The sequence below is a fragment of the Okeanomitos corallinicola TIOX110 genome (genome assembly GCF_038050375.1).
Taxonomy (GTDB): domain Bacteria; phylum Cyanobacteriota; class Cyanobacteriia; order Cyanobacteriales; family Nostocaceae; genus Okeanomitos; species Okeanomitos corallinicola.
Map to the genome: position 1 here is coordinate 4,132,541 of NZ_CP150886.1, position 24,198 is coordinate 4,156,738.

Consider the following 24,198-nt stretch of genomic DNA (forward strand, 5'->3'; position numbering starts at 1 on the left):
GTTGATTTAACAACAGGTATAAACATATTCCTGGTAATTTTGCTGTTGATAAACTACATAACTATGATTACAGCATGGGGAAAGTAATTTCCTGACAATTTAATAATTTTTTTAGTGATTATTTGGTAACTAACTGGTTTCATTTACGAGAAAATGCTGATATGACAGCGTGATTCAGGCAATAGCTGGGGTAAATTTATTGGTGATGATCTTAGTGATACTCTGACTTGATATCTCTTAACATGAGTTCATTCAGAGCTTTTTGCGGTGTAATTTCTGCCTCCAGTAAGCGATAAACCTGCTCAGTAATGGGAATGGTCAGATTTTGTTGCTGAGATATTTGCATCAATACCTGACAGGTGTTGACACCTTCGGCAGTTCCTTTTAAGGAAGCGAGAATTTCAGTTAAGGTTTTCCCTCTTGCTAATTGATAACCGACTTGATAGTTACGGCTTAAAGAACTATTGCAAGTTGCCAACAAATCTCCTAGACCGGATAAACCATAAAATGTTTCTGTGTTCGCGCCTAAAACTCTACCGATTCTGACCATTTCCGTCAAACCACGAGTTAATAAAGCTGCTTTGGCGTTAGTTCCCAGATGTAAACCATCACAAACACCAGCTGCGATCGCCATCACATTTTTCAGTGTACCACCTAGTTCTACTCCTACTGAATCAGGATTAGTATATACACGAAACTTACTGGAAGAAAAGACTAGTTGCACGGTTGTTGCATCTGCCAAGTTTTTGCTGGCTACTACGGTAGCAGCTGGTAATTCCTGTGCTATTTCTTCAGATAAATTAGGACCAGACAGGACAACTACAGAATGATTAGGAAATTCTGTCTGCCAAATTTGGGAAGGGGTGCCGGTGGTTTTTGGATCTAATCCTTTTGTAGCGGTAACAAAAATTGTGTCTGGAGATAAGGGGTAAGATTTAACCAATAAAGCTACATCTCTGACACCTTTCATAGAAATAGCAGAGAGGATAATTTCTGCATCTTTTAAAACATCCTCTAAAGCAAGATTGCCCTGACGTGACCACAAACTTACCCGATGACCATTCAAAGACGCTAAATTTGCTAGGGTTGAACCCCAAGCACCTGCACCTAAAATAGCGATAGTTTTTGATGTAGTCATTGTTAATGGGAGGGGGGGAGATCTCACAAGGGTAGGTTTTTAATATTATCTCTCCTATCTGGGATACTGTTTCATTAATCCTCTAACTTGTTCTGCATGATAGGAGCTTCTTGTCAATGGTGAAGAAACAACTTGTAAAAATCCAATTTCTTCTCCGTAAGCTTGCCAGGCTGCAAATTGATCGGGGTTTATGAAATCAGCTACTTGTAAGTGTTTTGGGCTGGGTTGGAGATATTGGCCAATAGTTAAAATATCACATTCTACCGATCTTAAATCAGCCATGACCTGACGAACTTCTTGATCAGTTTCACCCAGACCGACCATGATACCAGATTTGGTGTAGGTACTGGGGCAAATTTGGCGAGTTCGTCTTAATAATTCTAATGTCCGTTGATAATCGCCCTGGGGACGTATCCGACGATATAGGCGGGGTATGGTTTCTGTGTTGTGGTTTGTTACTTCTGGTTTGGCTTGGAGAATGATTTCTAAGGCTTCCCAGTTACCGCATAAGTCAGGAATTAGTACCTCTATAGTAGTTGTATGTGATACTTCACGAACCGCGTTAATACATTTAACAAACTGGGATGCACCACCATCTACTAAATCATCTCTGTTCACAGAAGTAATGACAACATGGTTTAGCTGCATTCTACGTACAGCTTCAGCTAGTCGTGTGGGTTCGGTGGGATCTAGGGGTTGAGGTTTTTTCTCAAAATCAATATCACAATAAGGACAGGCTCTGGTACAAGCTGGCCCCATAATTAAAAATGTGGCAGTTCCAGCGTTAAAGCATTCGCCAATGTTAGGACAGGATGCTTCTTCACAAACCGTATTTAGGGCTAAATCCCGCAAAATTTCTTTAACGTTACCAACTCGCTCCCACTGCGGTGCTTTTACCCGCAACCAGTCTGGTTTTACAGTCACAATTCGTTTTTATCACTGAAGTTATACAAGTTTAATGGTAGCAAGCAAAGTCCTGGATGAAAAATTTACTTTTTTGATTTGCCTATAATTGTGATATGGTGGTTCTGATATAGTAATTTTTTAACGGGATGTAGCGCAGTTTGGTAGCGCACTGCGTTCGGGACGCAGGGGCCGCTGGTTCGAATCCAGTCATCCCGATTTGTACATTCGCAAATTACTGTCGCTCATTTTATGAAGTAAAGTTGACTTACTTCATAGCACTTAGATTAGGTATACTAAAAATCTTGATAATAATCCCGAATGCAGTGCGCCTTTCAACCCTTCCATAATCAATTCTATTTTGTAACTATTTTAAATTCAAGCCTGCTTTACTAGCGATCGCATTCCAGAATTTGTTTTTCTTTCAACCCACCCTAGTACGTACGTTTGTTTAAATAGGCAAGCTACTCAAACACACGGCATGAAGCCGACGTTCACCCACATCTATATCATTTCATTTAGATGAAAAACTTTCAACTAAAATCTAGCCAACCAATATAAACCCCAGTTGCCTCACCCAAAGCCTTTAACATTGCCTGACTAGAAAGATTAGAAGCAACAGGCAGTTTTAAAACTTGCTTTTCCCAAATGGGTTCTACCGTAGCAGAATAGACCTTGACATTTTGCCCCTTACCAGCGATAAAGGTCAAGCAATGCAATTTCTACGCCAAAAGTGCAAATTTGCAGCCGAGCAAACTGTTGTTTGTGGCGATTCAGGTAATGATATTGCTTTATTCGCAGTAGGTAACGAACGGGGAATCATTGTCGGTAATGCTCGTCCTGAGTTATTACAATGGCATAATCAAAATCCTGCTGATTACCGTTACCTAGCACAAAACTTTTGTGCTGCGGGGATTATGGAAGGATTAAACTACTTTAGTTTCCTAGAATGATAAGTTATCTCAAAGGTATCGTGGCTGGTGTGCAAACGGTTAGCGCCAATCGCACCATCTTGACTTTAGAAGTCAATGGCACGGGGTATGATTTACAAATTCCCCAGCGCCTTGGTGGTCAATTAACTAATACTGGTGATGTGGTACAAATTTTTACCCATTACCAGATTCGGGAAGAAGTTCCTTTACTCTATGGGTTTTCTTCTCCCTCGGAACGGGATTTATTTCGTCACCTGTTGTCTGTGAGTGGAATTGGTGCTGCATTAGCGATCGCACTTTTGGATACTTTGGAATTACCAGAGTTAGTCCAAGCGATTATTGCTGCTAATGTACAGATGTTAATTCAAACCCCTGGTGTGGGTAAAAAAACCGCAGAACGTCTATGCTTAGAATTAAAAAGCAAGTTGATAGAATGGCGCAAATCAGCGGGCTTTTTTGTGGCTACAGGAGGTCCAGCACCGGGAATTTTGGAAGAAGTGCAAATGACTCTCTTTGCTTTGGGATATACTGCTAATGAAGTCAGTCATGCCTTGCACGTCGTCAGCGAAGATGTCGGTTTAACCAAGGATGCCTATGTGGAAGACTGGATTAAACAAGCGATCGCTTATCTGAGTAGTAATGAAGTGGTTCAGGTCGCAAGTGACAGGTAACAGGTGACAGAATTTTTTAGTGCTGAGTTATGAACAAAAATCCTTATGCTTGGATAGAGGCATCTTTAGAAACCATTCATCGGGCTAACTGGTATCGTTCTGTACAAACAGTAGATAGTCTACCCGGTGCAACGGTGCTGTTATCTGGGCAAAAGGTAATTAATTTCGCCAGTAACGATTACTTGGGTTTAGCAGCTGATGAACGCTTACAAAGTGCAGCAATTCAAGCTATTCAAGCATTTGGTACTGGTAGTACAGGTTCTCGATTACTCAGCGGACATCGGCAATTACACAGGGAGTTAGAACAGGCGATCGCATCTACTAAACAAACGGAGGACGCTGTAGTATTTAGTTCTGGATATTTAGCTAATTTAGGTGCAATTACGGCTTTAGTTGGGAAACGAGATTTAATATTTTCCGATCAATATAACCATTCCAGCCTCAAAAACGGGGCAATTCTCAGCGCTGCAACCGTGATGGAATATCCCCATTGCGATATTTCTGCGTTGACAGCTAAGTTAAATCAAGAACGTCAAAAATACAGACGCTGTTTAATTTTGACTGATAGCGTTTTTAGTATGGATGGTGATTTATGTCCCCTACCAGAACTTTTAAACTTAGCCGCAGAATTTAGCTGTATGCTGCTAATAGACGAAGCACACGCTACCGGTGTCATGGGGAAAATGGGGGGTGGTTGTGTAGAGCATTTTGGCTGTACTGGGAGTGATTTAATTCAAATCGGGACATTAAGCAAAGCCTTGGGAAGTTTAGGCGGTTATGTTGCAGGAAGTCATCACTTGATTGACTTTTTAAGAAATCGCGCTCCTAGTTGGATTTATACCACAGCCCTATCACCAGCAGACACAGCCGCAGCCTTAGCAGCTATGAAAATAGTACAACAAGAACCAGAACGCCGTCAGCAACTATGGGCAAATGTTGATTATTTAAAACAATTGGTTACGGAAAATTTACCTAACTTAAAAATATTACCAACAGAGTCACCGATCTTATGTTTTCAGTTACCTGATGCAGCGACGGCTTTAACTGTGGGGCAGAAGTTGAAAGAGGCGGGAATTTTTGCACCTGCGATACGTCCTCCTACTGTACCAACCAGTCGGATCAGGATTACTTTGATGGCAATTCATGAACCAGCACATATTGATAAGTTAGTGCAGACTTTGTGTGATATTTTTTATGTTTGATGATTTCTTATTTCACGCAGAGACGCGGAGACGCAGAGGGGAGGTTGAGAGGTTTTTAGATATTTGTCTCCCTTGGATTATATAGGTATCATACCAGAAAAAAAGTAGGTGTCAATATCAATGGCTGAAATAACCAAGGTTCGTGATTTTATTAGGAATTATTTTTAATAATTTTGAGAATAGGGATATTTTGTTGCGAAATTTGGGGAGTGAAACTTTTTTGGTGATCTTGAGATTGAAAAAACTTATGTGAGGGAAAGTGAGTTTAACGCAGATAAACGCAGATGAACGCAGATGAACGCAGATAGGGTTAATGATTAGGGTTTATACTATTAATTAACCATAAAAATACTCAGCAGCTACCATGAGTCAATATCAGGATGTCTGCAAAGATACCCGACTTTTGAGATAAAATAATGATCAAAAGGCAAAAAAAATGATAAAATCATCCTCCAAATTTTAAAATACCATCAATAACAATAGTAAATTCAATGGGAGATTTACCTAATAATTGGACAGATATTCAAGCAGATATTGTATATATTTCAGCTAATGGCTTATTAGTATCATTTTCCAGTGAGCAAATAAAACTAGGAATAAAATATGATTTAAACAGTAAACATTTAAAAGCAATACATAAAGGACAAGTATCAGCACGGGGTAATGTTGGACTGGTTGCTTCCCAAGAAGAAGGTTTTGATTTAAAATCAAAGGTATTAGGTAAAGGTGGCGATAAACGTTTTCATGCAAAGTTTATTGATGGTGTACTACACTTTCCTGGTTGGGTAACAGAACATTAATCTACAATAACTATGATTAAATTGCAATTAAAAAATCATAAAGTTTGGCAAGATTTTACTGAGATAGTGGAAAATTTAGATGCTAAAATTCTTGTTAATGAACATCTAGAACTATGTGATTATCAATTATGCGGTTATTGGGATGAACAAGATAAATATTATGAAACAATTAATTTACCTCGTAACCTAGAAGCAGAATTAATTAGTAGTTCTATAGGTGTGACTAATCAAGAACGCTTTTTACAACTCAAGTTTAACCTCAAATTTTCTGTTGTTGAGACTAATTTTGCAGTAGAAACTACTTATCAAAAAGTTGGTGAGTTGATACTTGTTTATAATGAGAATTTAGAATTTATTGATGAACGTTGGTTTTTAGATAGCGATTATCTGCAACATTTATAATGGTAGAATCTCAATTTCAGAAAAGAAATTTATCATGAATTAGAGGATTGATATAAATAAATCGGGGATCTAATCAAAAACAACACCACGATAAATTTCTTTTATTGGTAATTCAACCCCAATTGACTCTAAAGAAATAGATGTTTCTAAATTATTAAAATCACTTAATAACCAACCTTGAGAAAGTTTACTATATTTTTCTATAAAAACTTCATTTTGTGCAACTAATAAATATTCACAAAAACTGCTAATTGAACGATACATTCTAAACTTGTCTTTGTGGTCATAATCTGCGGTAGAAGGGGATAATACTTCTATAATTAAGGTAGGGTTTAAAACTTCATCATTGCGATTTTCATTTAATTGTGGTTCACCTGCAAAAACCATTACATCTGGATATAAACCTCTTTTATATTCAGGTATCCATAACCGTAAATCACTATTAATTGGTTCAAAGTGACTATCACGCAGAACATATGTAAGATATGTTAATATATTACGACCGATACGGCTATGGTTGAGTGATCCTCCTGGCATTGGTACAATTTCCCCATCATGATATTCATTGCGTGTTTCTGACTTTTCTTCAATAGCGCGATATTCTTCTAAACTATAACGACGCTCGATAGTAGTAATCATTATGGTGTCAGTAATTACATTGAAGTTATGATGATTATAGCAGAATTGCGGTTAATTGTCAGAATCAGGATTTAAGGATTTACAGGATGTGATTGGATGATTGTTGTAATACTTATAAATAATGTTAAAATTAAACTATCCGTAATCATGGAGTAATTGTCATGGTACAAACTAAACAAAGATTTGCCAGTTTTGAGGAATATTTATCATACAATGATGGCAGTGATAAACTCTATGAATTATACAACGAGGAATTAATAGAACTACCGATAAAGTCAGGAACTAATGTACAAATTGCTAATCGTATTTTGCTAATATTTGCATTATTAATTGGAATTGATAGAGTCAGAGGACATGGTTTAGAATTGGAAGTGAGGGGAGAACCAAGAAACCGTTATCCTGACTTGACTATTATTCAAGAAGAACATATTAAATTATTAGCAAACCGTAATACTATTCGCCTGACAATGTTACCACCTTTGTTAGTAGTGGAAGTTGTCAGTCCTGGAGAATTACAAAGAGATAGAGATTTTGTAGCGAAGCGGTTACAATATCAAGATTGTGGTATTCCTGAATATTGGATTATTGATCCAGAAAAACAAAGTATTTTAGTTTTAGAATTAGTTGATAAAGTTTATCATGAAGTTGGTATTTTTGCTGGGAATGATTTAGTTATTTCTCCACAATTTAAGAGTTTAAATTTACCAGCATTACAGATTTTTGAGCAAGTTAATGGGTAAGGGTTTAGCATTGATAAAAACCTTACATTTAAAAAACGTTAAGAAGTAGTGTTATGATGAAATCCGTAACGCACCAACCCATGGATAATGGTGCGTTACGCTGTCGCTAACACACCCTACGGACTACGGACTGACATTTAAAAGGCGTTAAGCAGATAAACCAAAGTAAAGAGAACAATCCAAATAATATCCACAAAGTGCCAGTAAATTTCCGCCATTTCAATACCTGTATGTTTAGCAGAAGAATAATGACCACGACGGAAAGAACGCCACAAAACTCCTAAAATTAATAACAGTCCGATAAATACATGAAGTCCGTGAAACCCGGTCATGATATAAAAGCAATTAGCGAAAACATTGGTGGTTAAACCATAGCCTAAGTTTTGATATTCATAAACTTGACCGGCTAGGAATACTGCACCCATGACTGCGGTGATGAAATACCAAAACCGCATCCAACCAACGCTATTCTTTTTAATAGCGACATCCCCTAAATGAATGACAAAGCTACTAGAAACGAGGATGATGGTGTTAATGGTGGGGATGAATAATTCTACTTCTGTTCCTGCTGGTGGCCAGACTGGGGTTGTACCTTTAAAAAATATATAGGTGGCGAAAAATCCCCCAAACATTAATGATTCGGAAACGAGAAAGGTTAATAGTCCCCACACTCTTAAATCTGGATGTTCTTCATGTCCAGCTTCGTGATGTTCACTGGTTGTAATTGCTGTCATTTTATTTACCTAGTATTCGTTTCTCGATTAGCTATCTCACCCCCCTGGGAATGAATTCCCAGTCTAATAGCCCAAGTCCGTTAAAACGGACTGAAAACCTGATTTGTTAGTCGGTTTTAACCGACTTTTGCTATTAGCTTTGTACTTGAGTACAAGGTGGGTAAATTATGTCTATGTCTGCGTTTTAACCTATAGGTTCTGTCGCTGATGATGATTCTTCCTGGTTATGTCCATAGTCATAGGGGCCATGGGTGACGACGGGTAATACTTCCCAGTTTTCAATGATTGGTGGTGAACTGGTTGTCCATTCTAGGGTAAGGCTTTCCCAGGGGTTATCACCGGCAAATTCTCCTTCTGTCCAGCTTTTATAGGCGTTGTAAGCGAAGGGAATGACGGAAATACCTAAAATGAATGCGCCGATGGTACAAAGCTGGTTGAGGCTGACAAATTGGGGGTCATACATGGCGACTCGGCGGGGCATTCCTTGTAATCCGAGTTCGTGCATGGGGAGGAAGGTGAGGTTAGTACCGATGAGGGTGAGGATAAAGTGAACTCTTCCCCAGGTTTCGTTCATCATCCGACCGGTGATTTTGGGAAACCAATGATAGATACCTGCGTAAATGCCAAAGACTGAACCACCAAATAAGACGTAGTGGAAGTGTGCAACTACGTAGTAGGTGTCGTGGACGTGAACGTCAAAGGGTGCTGTTCCCATGGTTACGCCGCTTAAACCACCCATGACGAACATGGAAAGTAAACCAATGGCGAATAACATGGCGGTGGTGAAGCGAATTTTGCCACCCCAGAGGGTTGCTACCCAACCGAAGATTTTTACACCTGTGGGAACGGCGACTATTAAGGTGGAAATGGTGAAGAACATCCGCATCCATCCGGGTGTACCACTGGTGAACATATGGTGTACCCAAACGAATAAACCAACAACGCAGATCGCAACACTGGAAAAGGCGATCGCTTTATAACCAAAAATTGGTTTTCTGGCATGGGTGGGGATGACTTCGGACATGATCCCGAAAATGGGCAGGATCATTAAATAAACTGCGGGGTGGGAATAAAACCAGAATAGATGTTGATAAATAACGACGTTACCACCTGCATCTGGTTTGAAGAAGGATGTACCGAAGTTAATATCAAATAACAGCAAAATTAAACCTGCTGCTAAGACGGGGGTAGATAAAAGTGCGAGGACGGAAGTTGCTAAAATTGACCAGCAAAATAGGGGAACTTGATCCCATTTCATGCTGGGAACTTTCATCATTAAGATGGTGATGACGAAGTTTAATGAACCTAAAATTGAGGAAGTTCCGACTAAAACAATGGCTAAAATCCACATTGTTTGGGCGGTGTTAGCGGTGACTAAACTTAATGGTGGGTAAGCTGTCCAACCTGATTGAGAACCACCGAAAATAAAACTTGCTAATAATAGTAATCCTGCGGGGGGGTTTAACCAGAAAGCGATCGCATTTAGTTTCGGAAATGCCATGTCTCTAGCACCGACCATCAGGGGTACTAGATAGTTACCAAATCCACCAATGGCACTGGGAACAATCCATAAAAAGATCATGATTGTGCCATGATTGGTCATGAAGGCGTTGTACAGATTGGGATCGAGAAAATCTGATTGTGGTGTGGCTAATTCGGTTCGCAGGGCGATCGCCATCAATCCACCAATTAAATAAAAGACAAAGGCTGTCACCAAATATTGAATCCCAATCACTTTGTGATCAATATTAAAGGTGAAATAATCTTTAAATTTCCAAGGTTCTTGATGTTGAGAATTAGCTACCAGCATTGTCTTTTGTTGACTATCTTCCGGTGGTATATTTCTAGGAAATTCTATTTGTGTCATACTTTTTAGGAATGGGGAATGGGGAAAAGTTGTCAGTTACTAATTACTAACTCCTGACTTATTCCCATTTTCTGAACATAAGGATCAAGAAATTCAGAAGTTGACAAATTAGCAGGGTTGACAGCTACAATTTGAGGCTTTTCTTGCTGTTGTGCTAACTGATTTTCTGTTAACCAACTATCAAATTCTGCTTGAGTGTGAACAATCACTTGAGTTCGCATTGAACCATGATAACCACCACATAATTCTGCACAAACTACGGGATATGTACCAGGTTTTGTAGCCACAAATCTGAGTTCTGTGGGTATTCCAGGAATAGCATCTTGCTTGAGGCGAAATTGGGGAACCCAGAAAGAATGAATGACATCATCTGCGGATAAATTTAACTGCACATCAGCACCTACAGGAACATGAAGTTCTCCTGTTAAAATGCCTGTGTTGGGATAGTTAAATAACCAAGCAAATTGTATTCCTTTAACATCAACTACCAAGTCTGCTGGTTTATTTTGAGTTTGGGGACTTGCACCAATACCAATCCCAATATTAGGCGCTGTTAAAGATTGAGTATCATCCATAGTAGCAGCCATAGCGACATGACTATGGGGATGACTACCGGGTTCTAAACCACCCATTTGGTTATAAACATTGACGCTGTAAATACCTAAAACAATGACAATTACTGTAGGTATGGCTGTCCAAAAGATTTCTAAGGCTAAATTACCTTCTACCGGTGTACCATCGCTATTATCTCCAGGACGACGACGGTAAACAAACAAGAAAATCAAAATCGTTCCTTCAACAATCAAAAATAGTGCGATCGCAATGGTAAACATAATGTTAAAAAAACCGTCTACCAAAGGTGCTTGTTTTGATGCTTGTACTGGCAATAAATGATGATTTTGGCCAATCCAAATACTGATAGGGGCAATAAACATCCCCGCTAAAAGTGTCCACAGTGACACAGGAACTTTTTGCATATTTACTACCTGTTCTTGATCAGTTATCAGTAATCAGTATGAAAAGACAAAAGCCAAGAAATAAAATGTTAATTTTATCTATCTTGTCTGATGGCTACTGACTTCTGAAATATGACATTTTTGGGCTTTTACTTATTACAGTTTTAGCTTGTAGCTAATCAAAAATTGCTAAACTTCCATATTTTTTTCATATCTCTAGCTCATATTTAAAATTTTTGTAAAAATAATATTTTTATCCTGAGCAATATTTGCTAATTACTATAGCAATCCTAAATAAAATATGAACATACATTTCTGATTTTCCTACCCCTGTGTCCTCTGTGTTCTCTGTGGTTCGTTTCCAAAACCAGTTCATAACTCAAATAGGATTACTATATGTGTTGATACAATGTAATTCATATTAATTTTATAATTTTAAGATAGTTAATCAATAACAATTAATAACTCATATTTTTGTTGAGGATGAACTGTTTAACTAATTTAAGTAAGGATTGAGTATTCCCCTCTAATAATTTGGTGATGCTTATTGACGGAGATAAATAACGTCTCCTTGTCATTTACTGACCTTAATTAATTCCCACAATTATTATTGTTCTAATGTGGCGTGGGAATAACAATTTTTAGGACAAATCCGAGAACAAGCTTCACAACCAATACAGTTTCCTCCATTGGTGACTGCTACTACTTTGCGTTCTATTTCTTCGTCATCTTCATCTTCCACAAATTCACCTTCTTCATTCAATGCCATCAAACCTAAAACATTGTAACCACAAACTTTAATACATCTGCCACAACCAATACATTTATCCTTGTCAATTTCTGTAGCAAATTTAGGTGTCCAAGTACCGCCGCCAAAAGTTACGCCTGTCAATGTTGCCATGAATCTATCCTCAGCAATTTCGCTTATAAGTCAGTTGGTGATTTACTCTTAATGTTAGCCTAATATTTTGAGATTTTGATGATAAATATTAACTTTTTTATCAAGCTTTTCTGACTTGATAAATAGTCTCAATTGAGATAGTAAAAAATAACTAAATAAATGTGATTTATTATTAATGAATTTAATCACATATACTAATTAGCAAGAGTTTCAGGCAAGATAATAATCTTGATCAATAAATTTAGATGTTGATAATTTCTGGCAAAAAATCCCCAGGTTAAATGATATATCATGCCAAAAAATAAGTATAAATCGTATTCATGAACACTAAACAATCTTGATTTAAGATTATGCAAATATCTATACAAACTCTATGATTATCTAAGTTATATTTATCATATCCTGCATTTATACTCAAAGGTAAATCGTGAACAAAAAATGATTTATGGATCCTGTTCGTGATTTTTTTAATATTGAATATTCCCTGATTGCTATTTTGATAAATTACTGTATTTAAAAACAATTTTAAATTATTAAGGTGTTCCTGAAAAACAGTTTATGTAATGATTTCCTGTCATCGCAGAACATAAATATTAAGAAAATTCCCCACGCTCATTGTGAACAAACTTCGCGAAATCTTTATGAAATGTATAGTTAATGAAGAAGCTATAAAGCCTTAATTTCAAAGTTCTAAATTACGTGAACAGTCATAACTGAAAACTAATAACTGTTCACCTAGAAGTAAGGCGAGAAGAACTTTTCTTGTCATGGAGATTATTTGGTAGCAAGTTATGAATCAAGAGGAGGCATCACGGGGAGACTTACACCAAACATCTCAGCAATTAGACTAGGAAACAGTCCCATGCCTTATACAATTCCTACGAAAATTTGTGCTGGATGTGATAAATGCCGCCCCCAATGTCCTACGGGTGCAATCAAAAAAGAAAATGATGAATATTGGATTGATCCCTGTCTTTGTAACAATTGTGAGGGTTATTATCCAGAACCACAATGTGTCATTGCTTGTCCAACAAATTCCCCTAAACCTTGGCAAGCAAAAAGAGGTAGATCCAAATTAGAAGTACGAGAACCTACCAGTGCTTATTTATTTTCTAATGGCAAGAATAACCCCTTTGCTTCGGCAATAGTTATTTGGGAAGCTTGCAATCTACTTGCACAACGTAAATCACTACATTGGGAACAAGATGGAGAAGGCAATTTACACTACAGCCGAAAAGTTAATCAAGGTCGCGGTGCAATTTCTTTTCATATCCAAGATCCATTTCAAGATAGTAATTTGGCTCAAAGTTTACAAGCGGTTGAAAATCTCGACATTCGCGCCGCTTGTATTCATTTGATTTTTGCTGCTCATGCTACTGCGGTAGATCAACCTTGGGAAGAAGAATTTACTGTTGATGAGCGCCAAATTGAAAAATACTTGGGGTTAGAAAAACGTAAAGACCTCAACAAAACCGCCAAGATATGTTTGATCAAAAACATTGTTCAGCAAGCTTGCTCACTCTTAGTTTCTATTGACTGGCCGCAACGGGGTAAAGTTCCTAGTTTTTCTATTCAAGATTGTCCTTTGTGGCATTTGACAGATGTTAAACATCATTTTCAAGAAGATAAGCAAGGGTGTAAATATTTGATTGGATTGACATTAAAGGTCAAAGCTGGCATTTGGGCGCGGCATTTTTTAAATAGACAAGGCTCAAAAGAACGAACTGGTTTCTATCAATATGGTAGTCTACCCAAAACGCTGTTAACTACAGTGATGAGTCTTTGGCAACAACATGAAGGCGCAGTCAGATTAATGTTATGGTTACTTTTTAAAACCAAAATGGGTAGAGAACAACGCATCACTGTTCCTACTTTACTGCGTGTTGCTTACGGTGAGGAAAAAGTTACTTTAGCTGCTAGACAACGAGATGAGCGCAAACGACTTTTACGAACTTTTGAAAATGATTTGGAAGTTCTTAATCATTATGGAATTAAAGCCAGTTTTGATCCTGTTACCTATCCCCCAGAAATTCAACCTTTATGGGCAAAGTTAGTAGATATTCCTGAAGATCCAGATGAGGCTTTGGAATTTTGGATTAATGATGGTGGTGGTGATCATCGCTTAACTGATAGTGGTCCTCGCGGTAAGTGGAATTTGCTGATGAATGCCAGAATTGCTGCTTTTGAATTACCGCCAGAATGGGAACAGTTAAGTTCAGAAACTAGGAAAAAAAAGCGGCGTAATGTCAGCAATAAAAGGGTGATTAAAACAACGAATAATTTATTAGCTGAACAGGTTTTAGAAGCCCGCAAAAGTATCAATCTTTCCCAAAGGGAGTTAGCGAAGTTGATAGGTAAAAGTCAAAGTTGGATTCGAGATGTGGAAAATGGTCGTCTGAAACCTAAGCCGGATGATCAAATTTTGTTGCGGAGGATTTTAAATATTTTGTAGTTTAGTATTTTGGTGCGTTATTATTAATGCACCTTACAAGTATCTCACGCAAAGGCGCAAAGTTTTAAGGTTAGGGATAAAAGATAGATTTAAGTTATAGTTAAAAGGTAAACACTTATAAATGTCTCATGAATGAAGTTTTTTCCTTTATCTTTTCTTAATAATTAATTGAGAATTATTTCTATTTATTTACGGTATTGCAATACTTTCAGCGATCTGCTATGATTTAGGAGAATTTGTAAAGTGGGTTATAGTGTCTATTTGTAAATGTCGGTTGCTGGTGAATTTAGGAAAGTCTTGATATATAAGCGTTTAAGAAATAGCAACTCTCAGAATTTCACTCACATTAATAATTCTCTCCTCGTTTGGTGAAACTATTTTTGGGAAATCTTGATTATGTTATTTGCTGGTTGGATTTTAGGCTATTGACAAAATAATATAAATGTGATATGTAAATGGGGTAGGCGATCGCAAATATCTTGGATTTGTCTTTTTTCCTCTGTCGTTAAATCAAATACATTTTGAGGTTTCACGCAAAGGCGCAAAGGTGCTAAGGAGCAAAGTTAGATGATGGATGATGATTGATAGTTCATGATCAGTAGTTCGTTAATTGTCTTGCGGTTTAAATAATCTCGATTAATTAGGCGTGATGCTTTGACTCTTTCTATTCGATAACCAGCATAAGCTGTTTCAAAGAAGTCATCTTCGATATCTTCATTTTTAGGGTCTGAATTACTCAGCATTAAGAAAGCACCTTGATTACTTGCATTTTTAAAAAAATCTCGGAGTCTGATTTGTTCATCATCATTAAATATCTGTTGTGAATAAGCGGTAAAGTTGGATGTTTTATTTAAGGGACGATAGGGAGGATCAAGATAAATAAAAGTTTGACTATCTATCAAATTTTCCCATTTACTAAAGTCTTGGTGCTGAATTTCGACATTTTGTAAAACTAAGGATACGGCTTTTAAATTTTGGCGATCGCATATTTTCGGGTTTTTATATTTTCCCACAGGAACATTAAATTTACCTTGGGAGTTTACCCGAAACAAACCATTAAAACAGGTTTTGTTTAAAAAGATCATTTGTGCTGTTCTTTCTATCCACCCAGAGTTATAATCCTGATAGTTGATATCGTTTCTGTGGAAATTAAACTGATTTCTAATTTGATAAAAGTATTCTTTTCTCTGAATTTCATCTAGAGATAAATATTGTTTTTCGGTATCCGTCAACATGGCAATTAATTCATCTACATAATTTTGAATTGTTTTATATGCAATGACTAATTCTATATTGATATCGGAAATACAAAATTCTTGAACTTGATAGTTATTAGCGATGTGAAAAAAAACTGCACCCCCACCCATAAAAGGTTCTATATATTTTTTGATTTTACCGTTAACCAATTGCTGGGGTAGGAATTGACTAATTTGTTCAAGTAGTTGAGTTTTACCACCAGCCCATTTTAAAAAAGGTTTTGGAACTATTGAAGAATTTGAGGCTGTTTTGAGCGTAGAAATCATTAACTTGAAGTATATAAATAAAAAACTGAAAATTGTTAAATTTAGTTTGTTTTTGTTGAAAGAATCAACCAAGCAATTTGAGGAATGCTAAAAAGCAAAAAGAGGAAATCGTAAAATGTAGGGGGTTTAGTATTGATAAACCCTGACTACTTTAACAACATCCTCTGATGTTATCACCGATTTTTCTATTGACAGTTTACAAAAATCTAGTCACTAAACTACTGACTAAATCAGATAATTCCAGATCACAAGTATGAAGATAACGAGCTAAAATATCTCTCACTGCCGATGGTGTTTCCTCTTCTCTGGAAATTCGCAAACATTCTTCCAAATCCACAGCTAATTCAAATAGTGGTTGATCTCCTAAACGATATCTGATTTTGACAGCAACATCATCATTACTAATCAGAAATTCTTTAATAGAATCTAATAGAGAATTACCTAATATTTCATCATTTCCCCAAGTTTCTAACCAATCTCCGTCCGCATCTTCAACATAAAGATGAACATAATTTACCCCACATTCTAGCCAGTCTTGCTGCATTTTACGGGCTGCTGCTAAAAGTTCAGCAAATTCATCAACTTGAGTAATGCTGTTCATTTCTGTTTGGTTAAGCATAAATGCTGTAGTGAGCAGATAACTATGTGAGCAAGGATTGTGATTTTCAATTTCCAAAATTTGTGGTTAGGAAAAGTTGACATACTTTCCTTCGGAAAGATGGTCACTGTTATACAGCACCACATTAACTAATTGGTGGATAAAACCTATCTCACCGGGATTGTAACTGAGGAACAATCCTCTTTCTATCTCCCACATCTGTAGTGCATTTTGCCACTTCTCATATTTTTTGCCATGTAATTCTTCGCTGACGCTGGTAACTTGAATACAAAGTGGTTTGTGTTGATGATTACTAACAATTAAATCTGTTGCCATTGAAAGGTCGGCAATATAACGCTGCCAAAATGTACCTTCTCGACGCACAATAGTTTGAGCTAATGATTTAATAATATCATCATCTAACTGATTAAATTCTCCTGCCATCATTTTTTTCTTCCAAATATAAAATTTGGCATCTGTGGAGTTTATCCACTTGGGAAATAAGTATCCATACCAATACCTTTCATTTGCGGTCATTTGATCAAATTTGGCTTGACGTGCTGCTGCTGTTGGTAATGATTGAATAATTAACCAAATTGTTGAATCTGTAATTATTTCTAGAAGAAAGGCAAGGACAAGTGGTTTAGCAGTAAGAGAACCAGGGCGAGTATATTTCAACCAACGATTGATTTCGTTTAATCTTTTTGCTAATTGAGGGTCTATCATCGAAGCTTTTTCGATGAGTGATTTTAGTTTATCCTTGATCTCTTTTGCTTGCAAACTAAGCCCTACTTTTCAGTAAATAAAAGTGTTGTTTTTAATTTATACTTCGTAAGATAAGTATCTGATTCATGTTTCGGTGTGAGAATTTGATGGAGAAAAGAGATTTCATTGACAATTGCTTGAAAATGTTGTAATGCCTTGAATTCAACTATTTAAAAAATTAAGTTCTACCCATTTAGCTGGCGTGAAGTATCCTGCTTTTGGGTGATACACAACTATTTTACCCTTTAATCAGCTACAAGAGATACAAATTTTCATTTTCTCAATGACACTTAATATTTCCTTTAGGTTTATACGGTAACTGTCAGCTATCAGCGGATAGCGTTCAGCTTTTAAATGCTGACCATAAAAGGCTTTGGGATGGAAATTTGTAACTGATCGGACTAAGCTTAATGAAAATCTACCCACGGACGACCATAAGTTTGTTAACAATAGTTTTTAGTAACAATTTCGTCTAGCTCACTATGTCTCAACCGACTATAGAATCCATCTTACAGGAAAAACGTCTTTTTCCTCCGGCTAGTGATTTTTCGCAACAGGCTAATATTAAAAGTTTGGCAGAGTATCAGCGTCTTTATGAGGCAGCAAAAACTGATCCTCAAAAGTTTTGGGCAGATTTGGCAGAAAAAGAGTTAAGTTGGTTTAAAAAATGGGATACTGTCCTAGATTGGCAACCCCCTTTTGCCAAGTGGTTTGTCAATGGCCAGATCAATATTTCTTACAACTGTCTGGACAGACATCTGCATACTTGGCGAAAAAATAAAGCGGCTTTAATTTGGGAAGGTGAACCCGGAGATTCTCGGACTCTCACTTATGCTCAATTGCATCGGGAAGTTTGTCAGTTTGCTAATGTTCTCAAACAGTTGGGTGTCAAAAAAGGCGATCGCGTGGGAATCTATATGCCCATGATTCCCGAAGCTGCCATTGCCATGTTAGCTTGTGCCAGAATAGGCGCACCACATAGCGTTGTCTTTGGTGGATTTAGTGCTGAAGCTTTACGCGATCGCCTCAATGATGCCGAAGCGAAAGTAGTCGTCACTGCCGATGGTGGTTGGCGCAAAGATGCCATCGTCCCCCTGAAAGAACAGGTAGATAAAGCCTTAGCTGATGGTGCTGTAACCAGCGTCACAGATGTGCTAGTGGTACAACGCACAGGTCAAAAAACCCAGATGGCCGCAGGACGAGACCACTGGTGGCATGATTTACAAAAAGGTGTGTCCGCTGACTGTCCCGCTGAACCCATGGACAGCGAAGATATGCTCTTTGTCCTCTATACCTCCGGTAGTACCGGTAAACCCAAGGGAGTAGTACACACCACAGGAGGTTATAACCTATACAGCCATATCACCACCAAATGGATATTTGATCTGCAAGATACGGATGTATATTGGTGTACTGCTGATGTAGGTTGGATTACTGGACATAGCTATATAGTTTATGGACCCCTTTCCAACGGTGCAACCACTGTGATGTATGAAGGTGCGCCTCGTGCATCTAACCCTGGTTGTACTTGGGACATAGTTGAAAAATACGGTGTAACGATTTTTTATACTGCACCTACAGCTATCCGCGCCTTTATTAAAATGGGTGAACACCATCCTAAAACCCGTAACCTTTCATCTTTGCGGTTACTAGGTACTGTCGGTGAACCTATCAACCCTGAAGCTTGGATCTGGTATCACAAAATTATTGGTGGTGAACGTTGCCCCATTGTTGATACTTGGTGGCAAACGGAAACAGGTGGGATTATGATTACACCTTTACCCGGTGCGATCGCCACTAAACCCGGTTCAGCCACTTTACCTTTCCCCGGTATTATTGCAGACATAGTTGATTTAGATGGTAATTCTGTCCCGGAAAATGAAGGTGGTTATTTAGCAGTACGTCATCCTTGGCCGGGAATGATGCGGACTGTGTACGGTGATCCTGATCGTTTTCGTCGGACTTATTGGGAACATATTCCCCCGAAAGATGGTAAATATACGTATTTTGCTGGGGATGGTGCAAGGAAGGATGAAGATGGTTATTTCTGGGTGATGGGACGTGTTGATGATGTGCTAAATGTCTCTGGACACCGCCTGGGAACTATGGAAGTGGAATCTGCCCTAGTTTCTCATCCGGCGGTTGCTGAGGCTGCTGTGGTGGGTAAACCCGATGAGTTAAAAGGTGAAGAAATTGTAGCTTTTGTGACTTTGGATGGAAATTATCAACCTAGTGAGGAGTTGATCAAGGATCTGAAAAAGCACGTTGTTAGTGAAATTGGGGCGATCGCACGTCCTGGTGAAATCAGGTTTAGTGATGCTTTGCCGAAAACACGGTCTGGTAAGATTATGCGGCGGTTATTACGGAATTTGGCTGCTGGTCAGGAGGTGTCTGGTGATACTTCGACTTTGGAGGATCGGAGTGTTTTGGATAAGTTGCGGGAGGGTGCTTAGTTTAGGATAAGCTCACGCAAAGACGCAAAGGCGCAAAGGGTTTTTTGTGTCTTTGCGTATGGTAAAGTTAAGTTAAAAAATGGTGTGATAATGTTGATTTTTATGCTTAACTAAACCTTATTACACCATTATTAATGATAAGCAGCAAGGAGAAGGGTGGATGCAAGTAAGACAAGAAATTTTTGATACCTACTGGCGATTTGCTGCTATGCGTCAGGAAGTGTTTTTTAACAAACTTAAAAATGTACCCCCACCTTGGACGAGTGATGCTATTCTTAATACTTATAAATTTTGCAATGCTTATCGCGTAAGTGATCGTGTTTCTCAATATCTGATTAAGAATGTCATTTATGATGATAATAGAAGTCAAAATGAAGAAGAAGTTTTATTCAGAATTTTACTATTTAAAATTTTTAATAAAATAGAAACTTGGGAATATTTAGAAAACAAAATAGAAGATTATATTACACTCTCTAATTTTGATTTAGACGTATATTCAAATATCTTACAAGAAGCTATGGATTTGGGATATGTGATTTATACAAGTGCTTATATGTCCTGTGCTAGTAAAGAATTTGGTTATGATAAAAAACACCAAAATCATTTGGCATTAATTGATAAAATGCTTGTAAAAGATAGGGTGATTAATCCCATAGTCAAAGCTAAAAGTTTAGAAGAAGTTTTTAATATTATTGAATCATATCCACTCTTAGGTAAGTTTATGGCTTACCAGTTAGCGACAGATATTAATTATAGTGAAGTCATAAATTTTGATGAAAACAGTTTTACTATAGCAGGGCCAGGAGCAGAACGGGGGATTAATAAATGTTTTATTGATACCGAGGGAAAAGGTTATGCTGATGTCATTCACTGGATGACAGAAAATCAAGAAAATGAATTTCAACGTTTGGGTTTAAATTTTCAATCTCTCTGGGGTCGTCCGTTACAAGCTATAGACTGTCAAAATCTTTTCTGTGAAACTGACAAGTATTGTAGAGCAGCATTTCCTGATTTAAAAAGTAATCGTAAAAAGATAAAAGCTAAGTTTACTCCTACTCCTCAACCAATTGATTATTTTTATCCTCCTAAATGGGGTATCAATAATCAGGTTCAAGAAACTTTAGCCCAGAGATTACCACCATTAGAAATTTTTGATGTACAAGATAATTGTCAACAGTTATCTTTAGAATTAGATACTTTTGTCAACACTACATCTAAGATATCGGATAATTTATCAAAATTGCATAAAAAATCTCAGCAGAATACTCAGAAGCAAAAATCAAAAGCTGTGCAAAATGCAGATACAGAAAAATCTCAACAGTTGTGTCTGTTTTGATATCTTATACTATTTATAAATCAACAGTAATTCAAAGGAAAGTATGGTGGAATGGAAAAGTATGCCAAGATTGATGGAAATTATCGCTACTTACTAGGACGTAAATGGGATGTAAATTTGCAGCAAGTTACTTTTGTAATGCTGAACCCAAGTACCGCTGACCACGAAAAAGATGATCAAACACTTCGTAAATGTATTAACTTTGCTAAATCTTGGGGTTATGGTTCTCTTGAAGTAGTTAATCTATTCGCGTATCGTGCTACAAAACCTAATAAACTTAAGTCTAAAGATATTGAACCCGTTGGTTCAAAAAATAACCAATATATTCTGTCAGCGATAGAACGCGCTGAAAAAATTATTTTGGGGTGGGGAGCATGGCTTGATGATGTGAGTATTAGCAAGTACCCCATAATTAAACATCGTGACAAAGAAGTTTTAACATTAATTAATGATAAAAAACCTCTTTACTGCCTAAGAATAACAAAAAATGGATATCCAAACCATCCAGTGTATCTCCCAAAAAATATAAACCCAATTATTTTTCCGACAAGAGAATAGCTATATTTGAAATTATAATAGTTATCCTTTTTCAGTGTCATCAAGTTTTTATTTTGCATTTATAAAAATCAACAACAACTTTGAAATTTAAGGAATAACATTATGAATTTTGCAGAATATCAGAAACAAGCACTAAACACAGATCAAATACCTACTGTTGAAGGTACTGAATTAATCATACCCTTACTAGGTTTAGTAGGTGAAGTTGGTTCATTGATGACCGAATATAAAAAACATCTAAGAGATGGTGATGCACACAAATTATTTGAAGAAGGAATTGCGGAAGAATTAGGAGATATGCTTTGGTATATTGCCAATATAGCCACTAAATCTAACCTAAATTTAGAAGAAATAGCCGAAAATAATCTGAGCAAGTGTAATGACCGTTGGGGATGGAGAAATTCATCACCAATAGATGAGAAAAATACCATTTACATCTTTGATAATGACTTCCCGGAAAATGAAAGTTTACCACGGAAATTTGCAGTAGAAATTACAGAAGTTAGCAAAGATAATTCCGTGAAGATGAAAGCATTTATTAACCAAGAACAGATAGGAAGTGACCTAACTGATAATTCTTATCAAAGTGATGGCTACCGCTTTCATGATATTTTTCATTTTGCTTATGCTGCTGTTTTAGGTTGGTCTGTAGTTACTAGAAGTATTCTTAAACGTAAGCGTAAAAGTAATCCTCTTATTGACGAAGTTGAAGATGGAGGTCGTGCAGTAGCTATTGAAGAAGGGATAGCAGCACTTGTATTTAGCTATGCTAAAGATCACGGTTTTTTAAAAGGTGTTTCAACATTAGATTATCAACTATTGAAAACTATCAAAAATATGACATCTCATTTAGAAGTTTCTCGTTGTTCGTTAGGAGATTGGGAAAAGGCGATTTTAATGGGTTATGATGTTTGGAGACAAGTAGAGAAAAACAGAGGAGGAACAGTAATTGTTGATCTTGATAGACGTTCAATAACTTATCAAATAGGAGTCAGTTAGATTAAATAAAAAAGTCTAATCAACATTTGGTTTTTCTAGTAAACAAACATTTAATTAAAAAAATAATACAAGGAAAAAATGAGTTTTTGGTCATCACAAACCTTGCGTTCTCGTCTTCCTAATTTAATTGAACCATTTAATGAAAATCAAATTGAGTCTGCATCATACCAATTGTGTTTAGGAGAAGAAGTTTATATTTCACCCCTTCCTGATACACCTTTAAAAGAACGGAAAAAAGTTTTCCTTAGTGAAAAAGAAACTGTTTGCATACCGCCAGGACAATTTGCATTCCTAATAACTTCTGAAATAATTAAAGTTCCAAAAAATTCACTTGCATTTATTTCAATAAAATTTAAATTTAAATCACATGGACTGATTAATGTTTCAGGTTTTCATGTAGATCCTGGTTATTGTGGTAAACTAATTTTTGCTGTTTATAATGCTGGGCCTCTTCACCTTCATGTAGCAAGAGGTGAGAGGATTTTCACTATATGGTATGCTGATTTAGATCAAGAAGATGAAAAATCGAGAAATAAAAATGACTATGATTCAATTCCCACTGATTTAATGAATAGTCCTGATTTAGTTTCTTCTCTTCCTTATTTAAAAACACGTTTGGATGAACTAGAGAAAAAAGTAGAGAATTATTCTATTAAACAGGCTATCACATTTACTATTGCTATTTCGCTTTTACTTGTTTTTGCAAAGCCAATAGCAGAGATATTTATACAGCCATTACTCAATACGATTAAATCTTCTCTTAGCATCTATTAATTCAAATAGTCAGATCAATAATATCAATCAAATACTTATATCAATTACCAAAATAGAAAGAGAACAAGCCGATGAATCCAGATACACAGAATCCAGATACACAAATTAAATAAATCAACAACCTGCAATTGAGGATATAAATATCATGACTCTTGCACAAGAAACACGCTACTACTCACCTGAAGAATACCTAGAATTTGAAGTAAATAATGAACATTTTGCGTCTTGTCAAGTCTTAAAATGTAAAATTTCTCAAGATCATCTTTTTCATAAATTCTTTGTGAATCTGTTTTTTGAGATTTAAATTGAGCAATTGCTCATATTACTTTATGTAACAGTTTTTATTTTTCCCCCCGCAAAATGGTTTTCTGTGTCATTATGGGAGATAGGAATTTCGGTTAACAGCATTTGTTTTTAGTTTTGACAAGTTTTTTGTTTTTGGCATTTACAAACTTTTCTCCGAAACCTCTACACATTTATATTTTCGGAGACAATTTATGTCAGTTTATGTAGGCAATCTTTCTTACGAAGTTACAGAAGATACTCTTAATGCCGTGTTTGCAGAATATGGTTCTGTTAAACGGGTTCAACTACCTACAGATCGTGAAACAGGTCGTTTACGCGGCTTTGGTTTTGTGGAAATGGGTACAGATGCGGAAGAAACATCTGCTATTGAAGCACTTGATGGTGCAGAGTGGATGGGAAGAGATTTGAAAGTAAATAAGGCTAAACCCAGAGAAGATAGAGGTTCTGCTGGACGTAACCGTTATTAAGTTTAACAGGTTCAGTGATTTGAACTAATCTGTTAGTTCAACAAATTAATTTGATGTAGTCGAGGCTTGAGTATTTCTACTT

General features: G+C 36.8%; 24 protein-coding genes, 1 tRNA gene and 1 pseudogene. 15 read left to right on the forward strand and 11 right to left on the reverse strand.

Going from position 1 to position 24,198, the window contains the following annotated elements:
- Positions 1–211: 211 nt before the first annotated feature.
- Both WJM97_RS18030 and lipA read right to left on the reverse strand, forming a co-directional pair.
- Entirely contained in the window at positions 212–1,138 is a 927-nt protein-coding gene (locus tag WJM97_RS18030) for an NAD(P)H-dependent glycerol-3-phosphate dehydrogenase (RefSeq protein ID WP_353930162.1), read from the reverse strand.
- A gap of 54 nt (positions 1,139–1,192) precedes the next feature.
- Positions 1,193–2,062 carry a lipoyl synthase gene (lipA, locus tag WJM97_RS18035; protein ID WP_353930163.1) on the reverse strand — a complete coding sequence of 290 codons (870 nt, stop codon included), beginning with the start codon at positions 2,060–2,062 and terminating at the stop codon, positions 1,193–1,195.
- A 124-nt stretch (positions 2,063–2,186) separates the two neighbouring features.
- On the opposite strand from lipA, the gene WJM97_RS18040 reads away from it, so the two are divergent.
- Positions 2,187–2,260: transfer RNA gene (locus WJM97_RS18040), tRNA-Pro, on the forward strand.
- Positions 2,261–2,574: 314 nt separating this feature from the next.
- Here WJM97_RS18040 and WJM97_RS18045 read toward each other — a convergent pair.
- The gene (locus WJM97_RS18045) at positions 2,575–2,751 is read right to left on the reverse strand and encodes a hypothetical protein (RefSeq protein ID WP_353933254.1); all 177 of its coding nucleotides are present in this window, start codon (positions 2,749–2,751) and stop codon (positions 2,575–2,577) included.
- Here WJM97_RS18045 and WJM97_RS18050 point away from each other — a divergent pair.
- The 5 genes and pseudogenes from WJM97_RS18050 to WJM97_RS18070 form a co-directional block, all read left to right on the forward strand.
- A pseudogene (locus WJM97_RS18050) lies at positions 2,710–2,994 on the forward strand (HAD-IIB family hydrolase); the annotation flags it as partial. The gene WJM97_RS18045 and the pseudogene WJM97_RS18050 sit on opposite strands and share 42 nt — an antisense overlap.
- Positions 2,991–3,644, forward strand: coding sequence for a Holliday junction branch migration protein RuvA (gene ruvA / locus WJM97_RS18055; protein ID WP_353930164.1), 654 nt, complete (start codon positions 2,991–2,993; stop codon positions 3,642–3,644). The pseudogene WJM97_RS18050 and the gene ruvA, both read left to right, overlap by 4 nt.
- 29 nt (positions 3,645–3,673) lie before the next feature.
- Positions 3,674–4,846, forward strand: a complete 1,173-nt coding sequence (gene bioF, locus WJM97_RS18060; protein WP_353930165.1) for an 8-amino-7-oxononanoate synthase — start codon at positions 3,674–3,676, stop codon at positions 4,844–4,846.
- A 491-nt stretch (positions 4,847–5,337) separates the two neighbouring features.
- The gene (locus WJM97_RS18065; RefSeq protein WP_353930166.1) at positions 5,338–5,646 is read left to right on the forward strand and encodes a hypothetical protein; all 309 of its coding nucleotides are present in this window, start codon (positions 5,338–5,340) and stop codon (positions 5,644–5,646) included.
- A gap of 12 nt (positions 5,647–5,658) precedes the next feature.
- Positions 5,659–6,048: a hypothetical protein gene (locus tag WJM97_RS18070; protein ID WP_353930167.1), complete on the forward strand. Its 390-nt coding sequence runs from the start codon at positions 5,659–5,661 to the stop codon at positions 6,046–6,048.
- 69 nt (positions 6,049–6,117) lie between these two features.
- On the opposite strand, the gene WJM97_RS18075 is transcribed toward WJM97_RS18070, so the two are convergent.
- Positions 6,118–6,687 carry a Uma2 family endonuclease gene (locus WJM97_RS18075; RefSeq protein ID WP_353930168.1) on the reverse strand — a complete coding sequence of 190 codons (570 nt, stop codon included), beginning with the start codon at positions 6,685–6,687 and terminating at the stop codon, positions 6,118–6,120.
- Positions 6,688–6,848: 161 nt separating this feature from the next.
- On the opposite strand from WJM97_RS18075, the gene WJM97_RS18080 reads away from it, so the two are divergent.
- Complete coding sequence (locus WJM97_RS18080; protein ID WP_353930169.1) at positions 6,849–7,427, forward strand: Uma2 family endonuclease; 579 nt, start codon at positions 6,849–6,851, stop codon at positions 7,425–7,427.
- A gap of 137 nt (positions 7,428–7,564) precedes the next feature.
- Here WJM97_RS18080 and WJM97_RS18085 read toward each other — a convergent pair whose 3' ends face one another.
- The 4 genes from WJM97_RS18085 to fdxB form a co-directional block, all read right to left on the reverse strand.
- Positions 7,565–8,161, reverse strand: a complete 597-nt coding sequence (locus WJM97_RS18085; protein ID WP_353930170.1) for a heme-copper oxidase subunit III — start codon at positions 8,159–8,161, stop codon at positions 7,565–7,567.
- A gap of 184 nt (positions 8,162–8,345) precedes the next feature.
- Positions 8,346–10,028 carry a cytochrome c oxidase subunit I gene (gene ctaD / locus WJM97_RS18090; protein WP_353930171.1) on the reverse strand — a complete coding sequence of 561 codons (1,683 nt, stop codon included), beginning with the start codon at positions 10,026–10,028 and terminating at the stop codon, positions 8,346–8,348.
- 32 nt (positions 10,029–10,060) lie between these two features.
- Entirely contained in the window at positions 10,061–11,005 is a 945-nt protein-coding gene (locus tag WJM97_RS18095; protein ID WP_353930172.1) for a cytochrome c oxidase subunit II, read from the reverse strand.
- 586 nt (positions 11,006–11,591) lie between these two features.
- Positions 11,592–11,885, reverse strand: a complete 294-nt coding sequence (gene fdxB / locus WJM97_RS18100) for a ferredoxin III, nif-specific (RefSeq protein ID WP_353930173.1) — start codon at positions 11,883–11,885, stop codon at positions 11,592–11,594.
- An 862-nt stretch (positions 11,886–12,747) separates the two neighbouring features.
- Between fdxB and WJM97_RS18105 the strand changes: the two genes are divergently transcribed.
- Positions 12,748–14,337 (forward strand): helix-turn-helix domain-containing protein, encoded by a 1,590-nt coding sequence (locus WJM97_RS18105; protein ID WP_353930174.1) that lies wholly within the window; start codon positions 12,748–12,750, stop codon positions 14,335–14,337.
- Between the two features lie 563 nt (positions 14,338–14,900).
- Here the strand turns inward: WJM97_RS18105 and WJM97_RS18110 are convergent.
- The 3 genes from WJM97_RS18110 to WJM97_RS18120 all read right to left on the reverse strand — a co-directional run bounded on the left by WJM97_RS18110 (position 14,901) and on the right by WJM97_RS18120 (position 17,238).
- Complete coding sequence (locus WJM97_RS18110) at positions 14,901–15,860, reverse strand: DNA adenine methylase (protein WP_353930175.1); 960 nt, start codon at positions 15,858–15,860, stop codon at positions 14,901–14,903.
- A gap of 196 nt (positions 15,861–16,056) precedes the next feature.
- Positions 16,057–16,479 carry a hypothetical protein gene (locus tag WJM97_RS18115; RefSeq protein WP_353930176.1) on the reverse strand — a complete coding sequence of 141 codons (423 nt, stop codon included), beginning with the start codon at positions 16,477–16,479 and terminating at the stop codon, positions 16,057–16,059.
- 66 nt (positions 16,480–16,545) lie between these two features.
- Complete coding sequence (locus WJM97_RS18120; RefSeq protein ID WP_353930177.1) at positions 16,546–17,238, reverse strand: hypothetical protein; 693 nt, start codon at positions 17,236–17,238, stop codon at positions 16,546–16,548.
- A 467-nt stretch (positions 17,239–17,705) separates the two neighbouring features.
- Between WJM97_RS18120 and acs the strand changes: the two genes are divergently transcribed.
- From acs to WJM97_RS18155, 7 genes are all read left to right on the forward strand, one after another.
- The gene (acs, locus tag WJM97_RS18125) at positions 17,706–19,676 is read left to right on the forward strand and encodes an acetate--CoA ligase (RefSeq protein WP_353930178.1); all 1,971 of its coding nucleotides are present in this window, start codon (positions 17,706–17,708) and stop codon (positions 19,674–19,676) included.
- Positions 19,677–19,836: 160 nt separating this feature from the next.
- Positions 19,837–21,012, forward strand: coding sequence for a nucleotide kinase domain-containing protein (locus WJM97_RS18130; RefSeq protein ID WP_353930179.1), 1,176 nt, complete (start codon positions 19,837–19,839; stop codon positions 21,010–21,012).
- A gap of 51 nt (positions 21,013–21,063) precedes the next feature.
- Entirely contained in the window at positions 21,064–21,570 is a 507-nt protein-coding gene (locus WJM97_RS18135) for a DUF1643 domain-containing protein (RefSeq protein WP_353930180.1), read from the forward strand.
- Between the two features lie 102 nt (positions 21,571–21,672).
- On the forward strand, positions 21,673–22,569 hold the full coding sequence (locus tag WJM97_RS18140; RefSeq protein WP_353930181.1) for a nucleoside triphosphate pyrophosphohydrolase family protein: 897 nt from the start codon (positions 21,673–21,675) through the stop codon (positions 22,567–22,569).
- A gap of 78 nt (positions 22,570–22,647) precedes the next feature.
- The gene (locus WJM97_RS18145; RefSeq protein WP_353930182.1) at positions 22,648–23,343 is read left to right on the forward strand and encodes a hypothetical protein; all 696 of its coding nucleotides are present in this window, start codon (positions 22,648–22,650) and stop codon (positions 23,341–23,343) included.
- 145 nt (positions 23,344–23,488) lie between these two features.
- Entirely contained in the window at positions 23,489–23,647 is a 159-nt protein-coding gene (locus WJM97_RS18150; RefSeq protein WP_353930183.1) for a hypothetical protein, read from the forward strand.
- A 193-nt stretch (positions 23,648–23,840) separates the two neighbouring features.
- Positions 23,841–24,116 carry an RNA-binding protein gene (locus tag WJM97_RS18155; protein WP_353930184.1) on the forward strand — a complete coding sequence of 92 codons (276 nt, stop codon included), beginning with the start codon at positions 23,841–23,843 and terminating at the stop codon, positions 24,114–24,116.
- The last annotated feature ends 82 nt before the right edge of the window (positions 24,117–24,198 follow it).

Excerpts from the sequence above, each read along its gene's own strand:
- WJM97_RS18030 (WP_353930162.1), bottom strand. The coding sequence starts at position 1,138 with ATGACTACATCAAAAACTATCGCTATTTTAGGTGCAGGTGCTTGGGGT.
- ruvA (WP_353930164.1), top strand. The coding sequence starts at position 2,991 with ATGATAAGTTATCTCAAAGGTATCGTGGCTGGTGTGCAAACGGTTAGC.
- bioF (WP_353930165.1), top strand. The coding sequence starts at position 3,674 with ATGAACAAAAATCCTTATGCTTGGATAGAGGCATCTTTAGAAACCATT.
- WJM97_RS18065 (WP_353930166.1), top strand. The coding sequence starts at position 5,338 with ATGGGAGATTTACCTAATAATTGGACAGATATTCAAGCAGATATTGTA.
- WJM97_RS18070 (WP_353930167.1), top strand. The coding sequence starts at position 5,659 with ATGATTAAATTGCAATTAAAAAATCATAAAGTTTGGCAAGATTTTACT.
- WJM97_RS18075 (WP_353930168.1), bottom strand. The coding sequence starts at position 6,687 with ATGATTACTACTATCGAGCGTCGTTATAGTTTAGAAGAATATCGCGCT.
- WJM97_RS18080 (WP_353930169.1), top strand. The coding sequence starts at position 6,849 with ATGGTACAAACTAAACAAAGATTTGCCAGTTTTGAGGAATATTTATCA.
- WJM97_RS18085 (WP_353930170.1), bottom strand. The coding sequence starts at position 8,161 with ATGACAGCAATTACAACCAGTGAACATCACGAAGCTGGACATGAAGAA.
- ctaD (WP_353930171.1), bottom strand. The coding sequence starts at position 10,028 with ATGACACAAATAGAATTTCCTAGAAATATACCACCGGAAGATAGTCAA.
- WJM97_RS18095 (WP_353930172.1), bottom strand. The coding sequence starts at position 11,005 with ATGCAAAAAGTTCCTGTGTCACTGTGGACACTTTTAGCGGGGATGTTT.
- fdxB (WP_353930173.1), bottom strand. The coding sequence starts at position 11,885 with ATGGCAACATTGACAGGCGTAACTTTTGGCGGCGGTACTTGGACACCT.
- WJM97_RS18105 (WP_353930174.1), top strand. The coding sequence starts at position 12,748 with ATGCCTTATACAATTCCTACGAAAATTTGTGCTGGATGTGATAAATGC.
- WJM97_RS18110 (WP_353930175.1), bottom strand. The coding sequence starts at position 15,860 with ATGATTTCTACGCTCAAAACAGCCTCAAATTCTTCAATAGTTCCAAAA.
- WJM97_RS18115 (WP_353930176.1), bottom strand. The coding sequence starts at position 16,479 with ATGCTTAACCAAACAGAAATGAACAGCATTACTCAAGTTGATGAATTT.
- acs (WP_353930178.1), top strand. The coding sequence starts at position 17,706 with ATGTCTCAACCGACTATAGAATCCATCTTACAGGAAAAACGTCTTTTT.
- WJM97_RS18130 (WP_353930179.1), top strand. The coding sequence starts at position 19,837 with ATGCAAGTAAGACAAGAAATTTTTGATACCTACTGGCGATTTGCTGCT.
- WJM97_RS18135 (WP_353930180.1), top strand. The coding sequence starts at position 21,064 with ATGGAAAAGTATGCCAAGATTGATGGAAATTATCGCTACTTACTAGGA.
- WJM97_RS18140 (WP_353930181.1), top strand. The coding sequence starts at position 21,673 with ATGAATTTTGCAGAATATCAGAAACAAGCACTAAACACAGATCAAATA.
- WJM97_RS18145 (WP_353930182.1), top strand. The coding sequence starts at position 22,648 with ATGAGTTTTTGGTCATCACAAACCTTGCGTTCTCGTCTTCCTAATTTA.
- WJM97_RS18150 (WP_353930183.1), top strand. The coding sequence starts at position 23,489 with ATGACTCTTGCACAAGAAACACGCTACTACTCACCTGAAGAATACCTA.
- WJM97_RS18155 (WP_353930184.1), top strand. The coding sequence starts at position 23,841 with ATGTCAGTTTATGTAGGCAATCTTTCTTACGAAGTTACAGAAGATACT.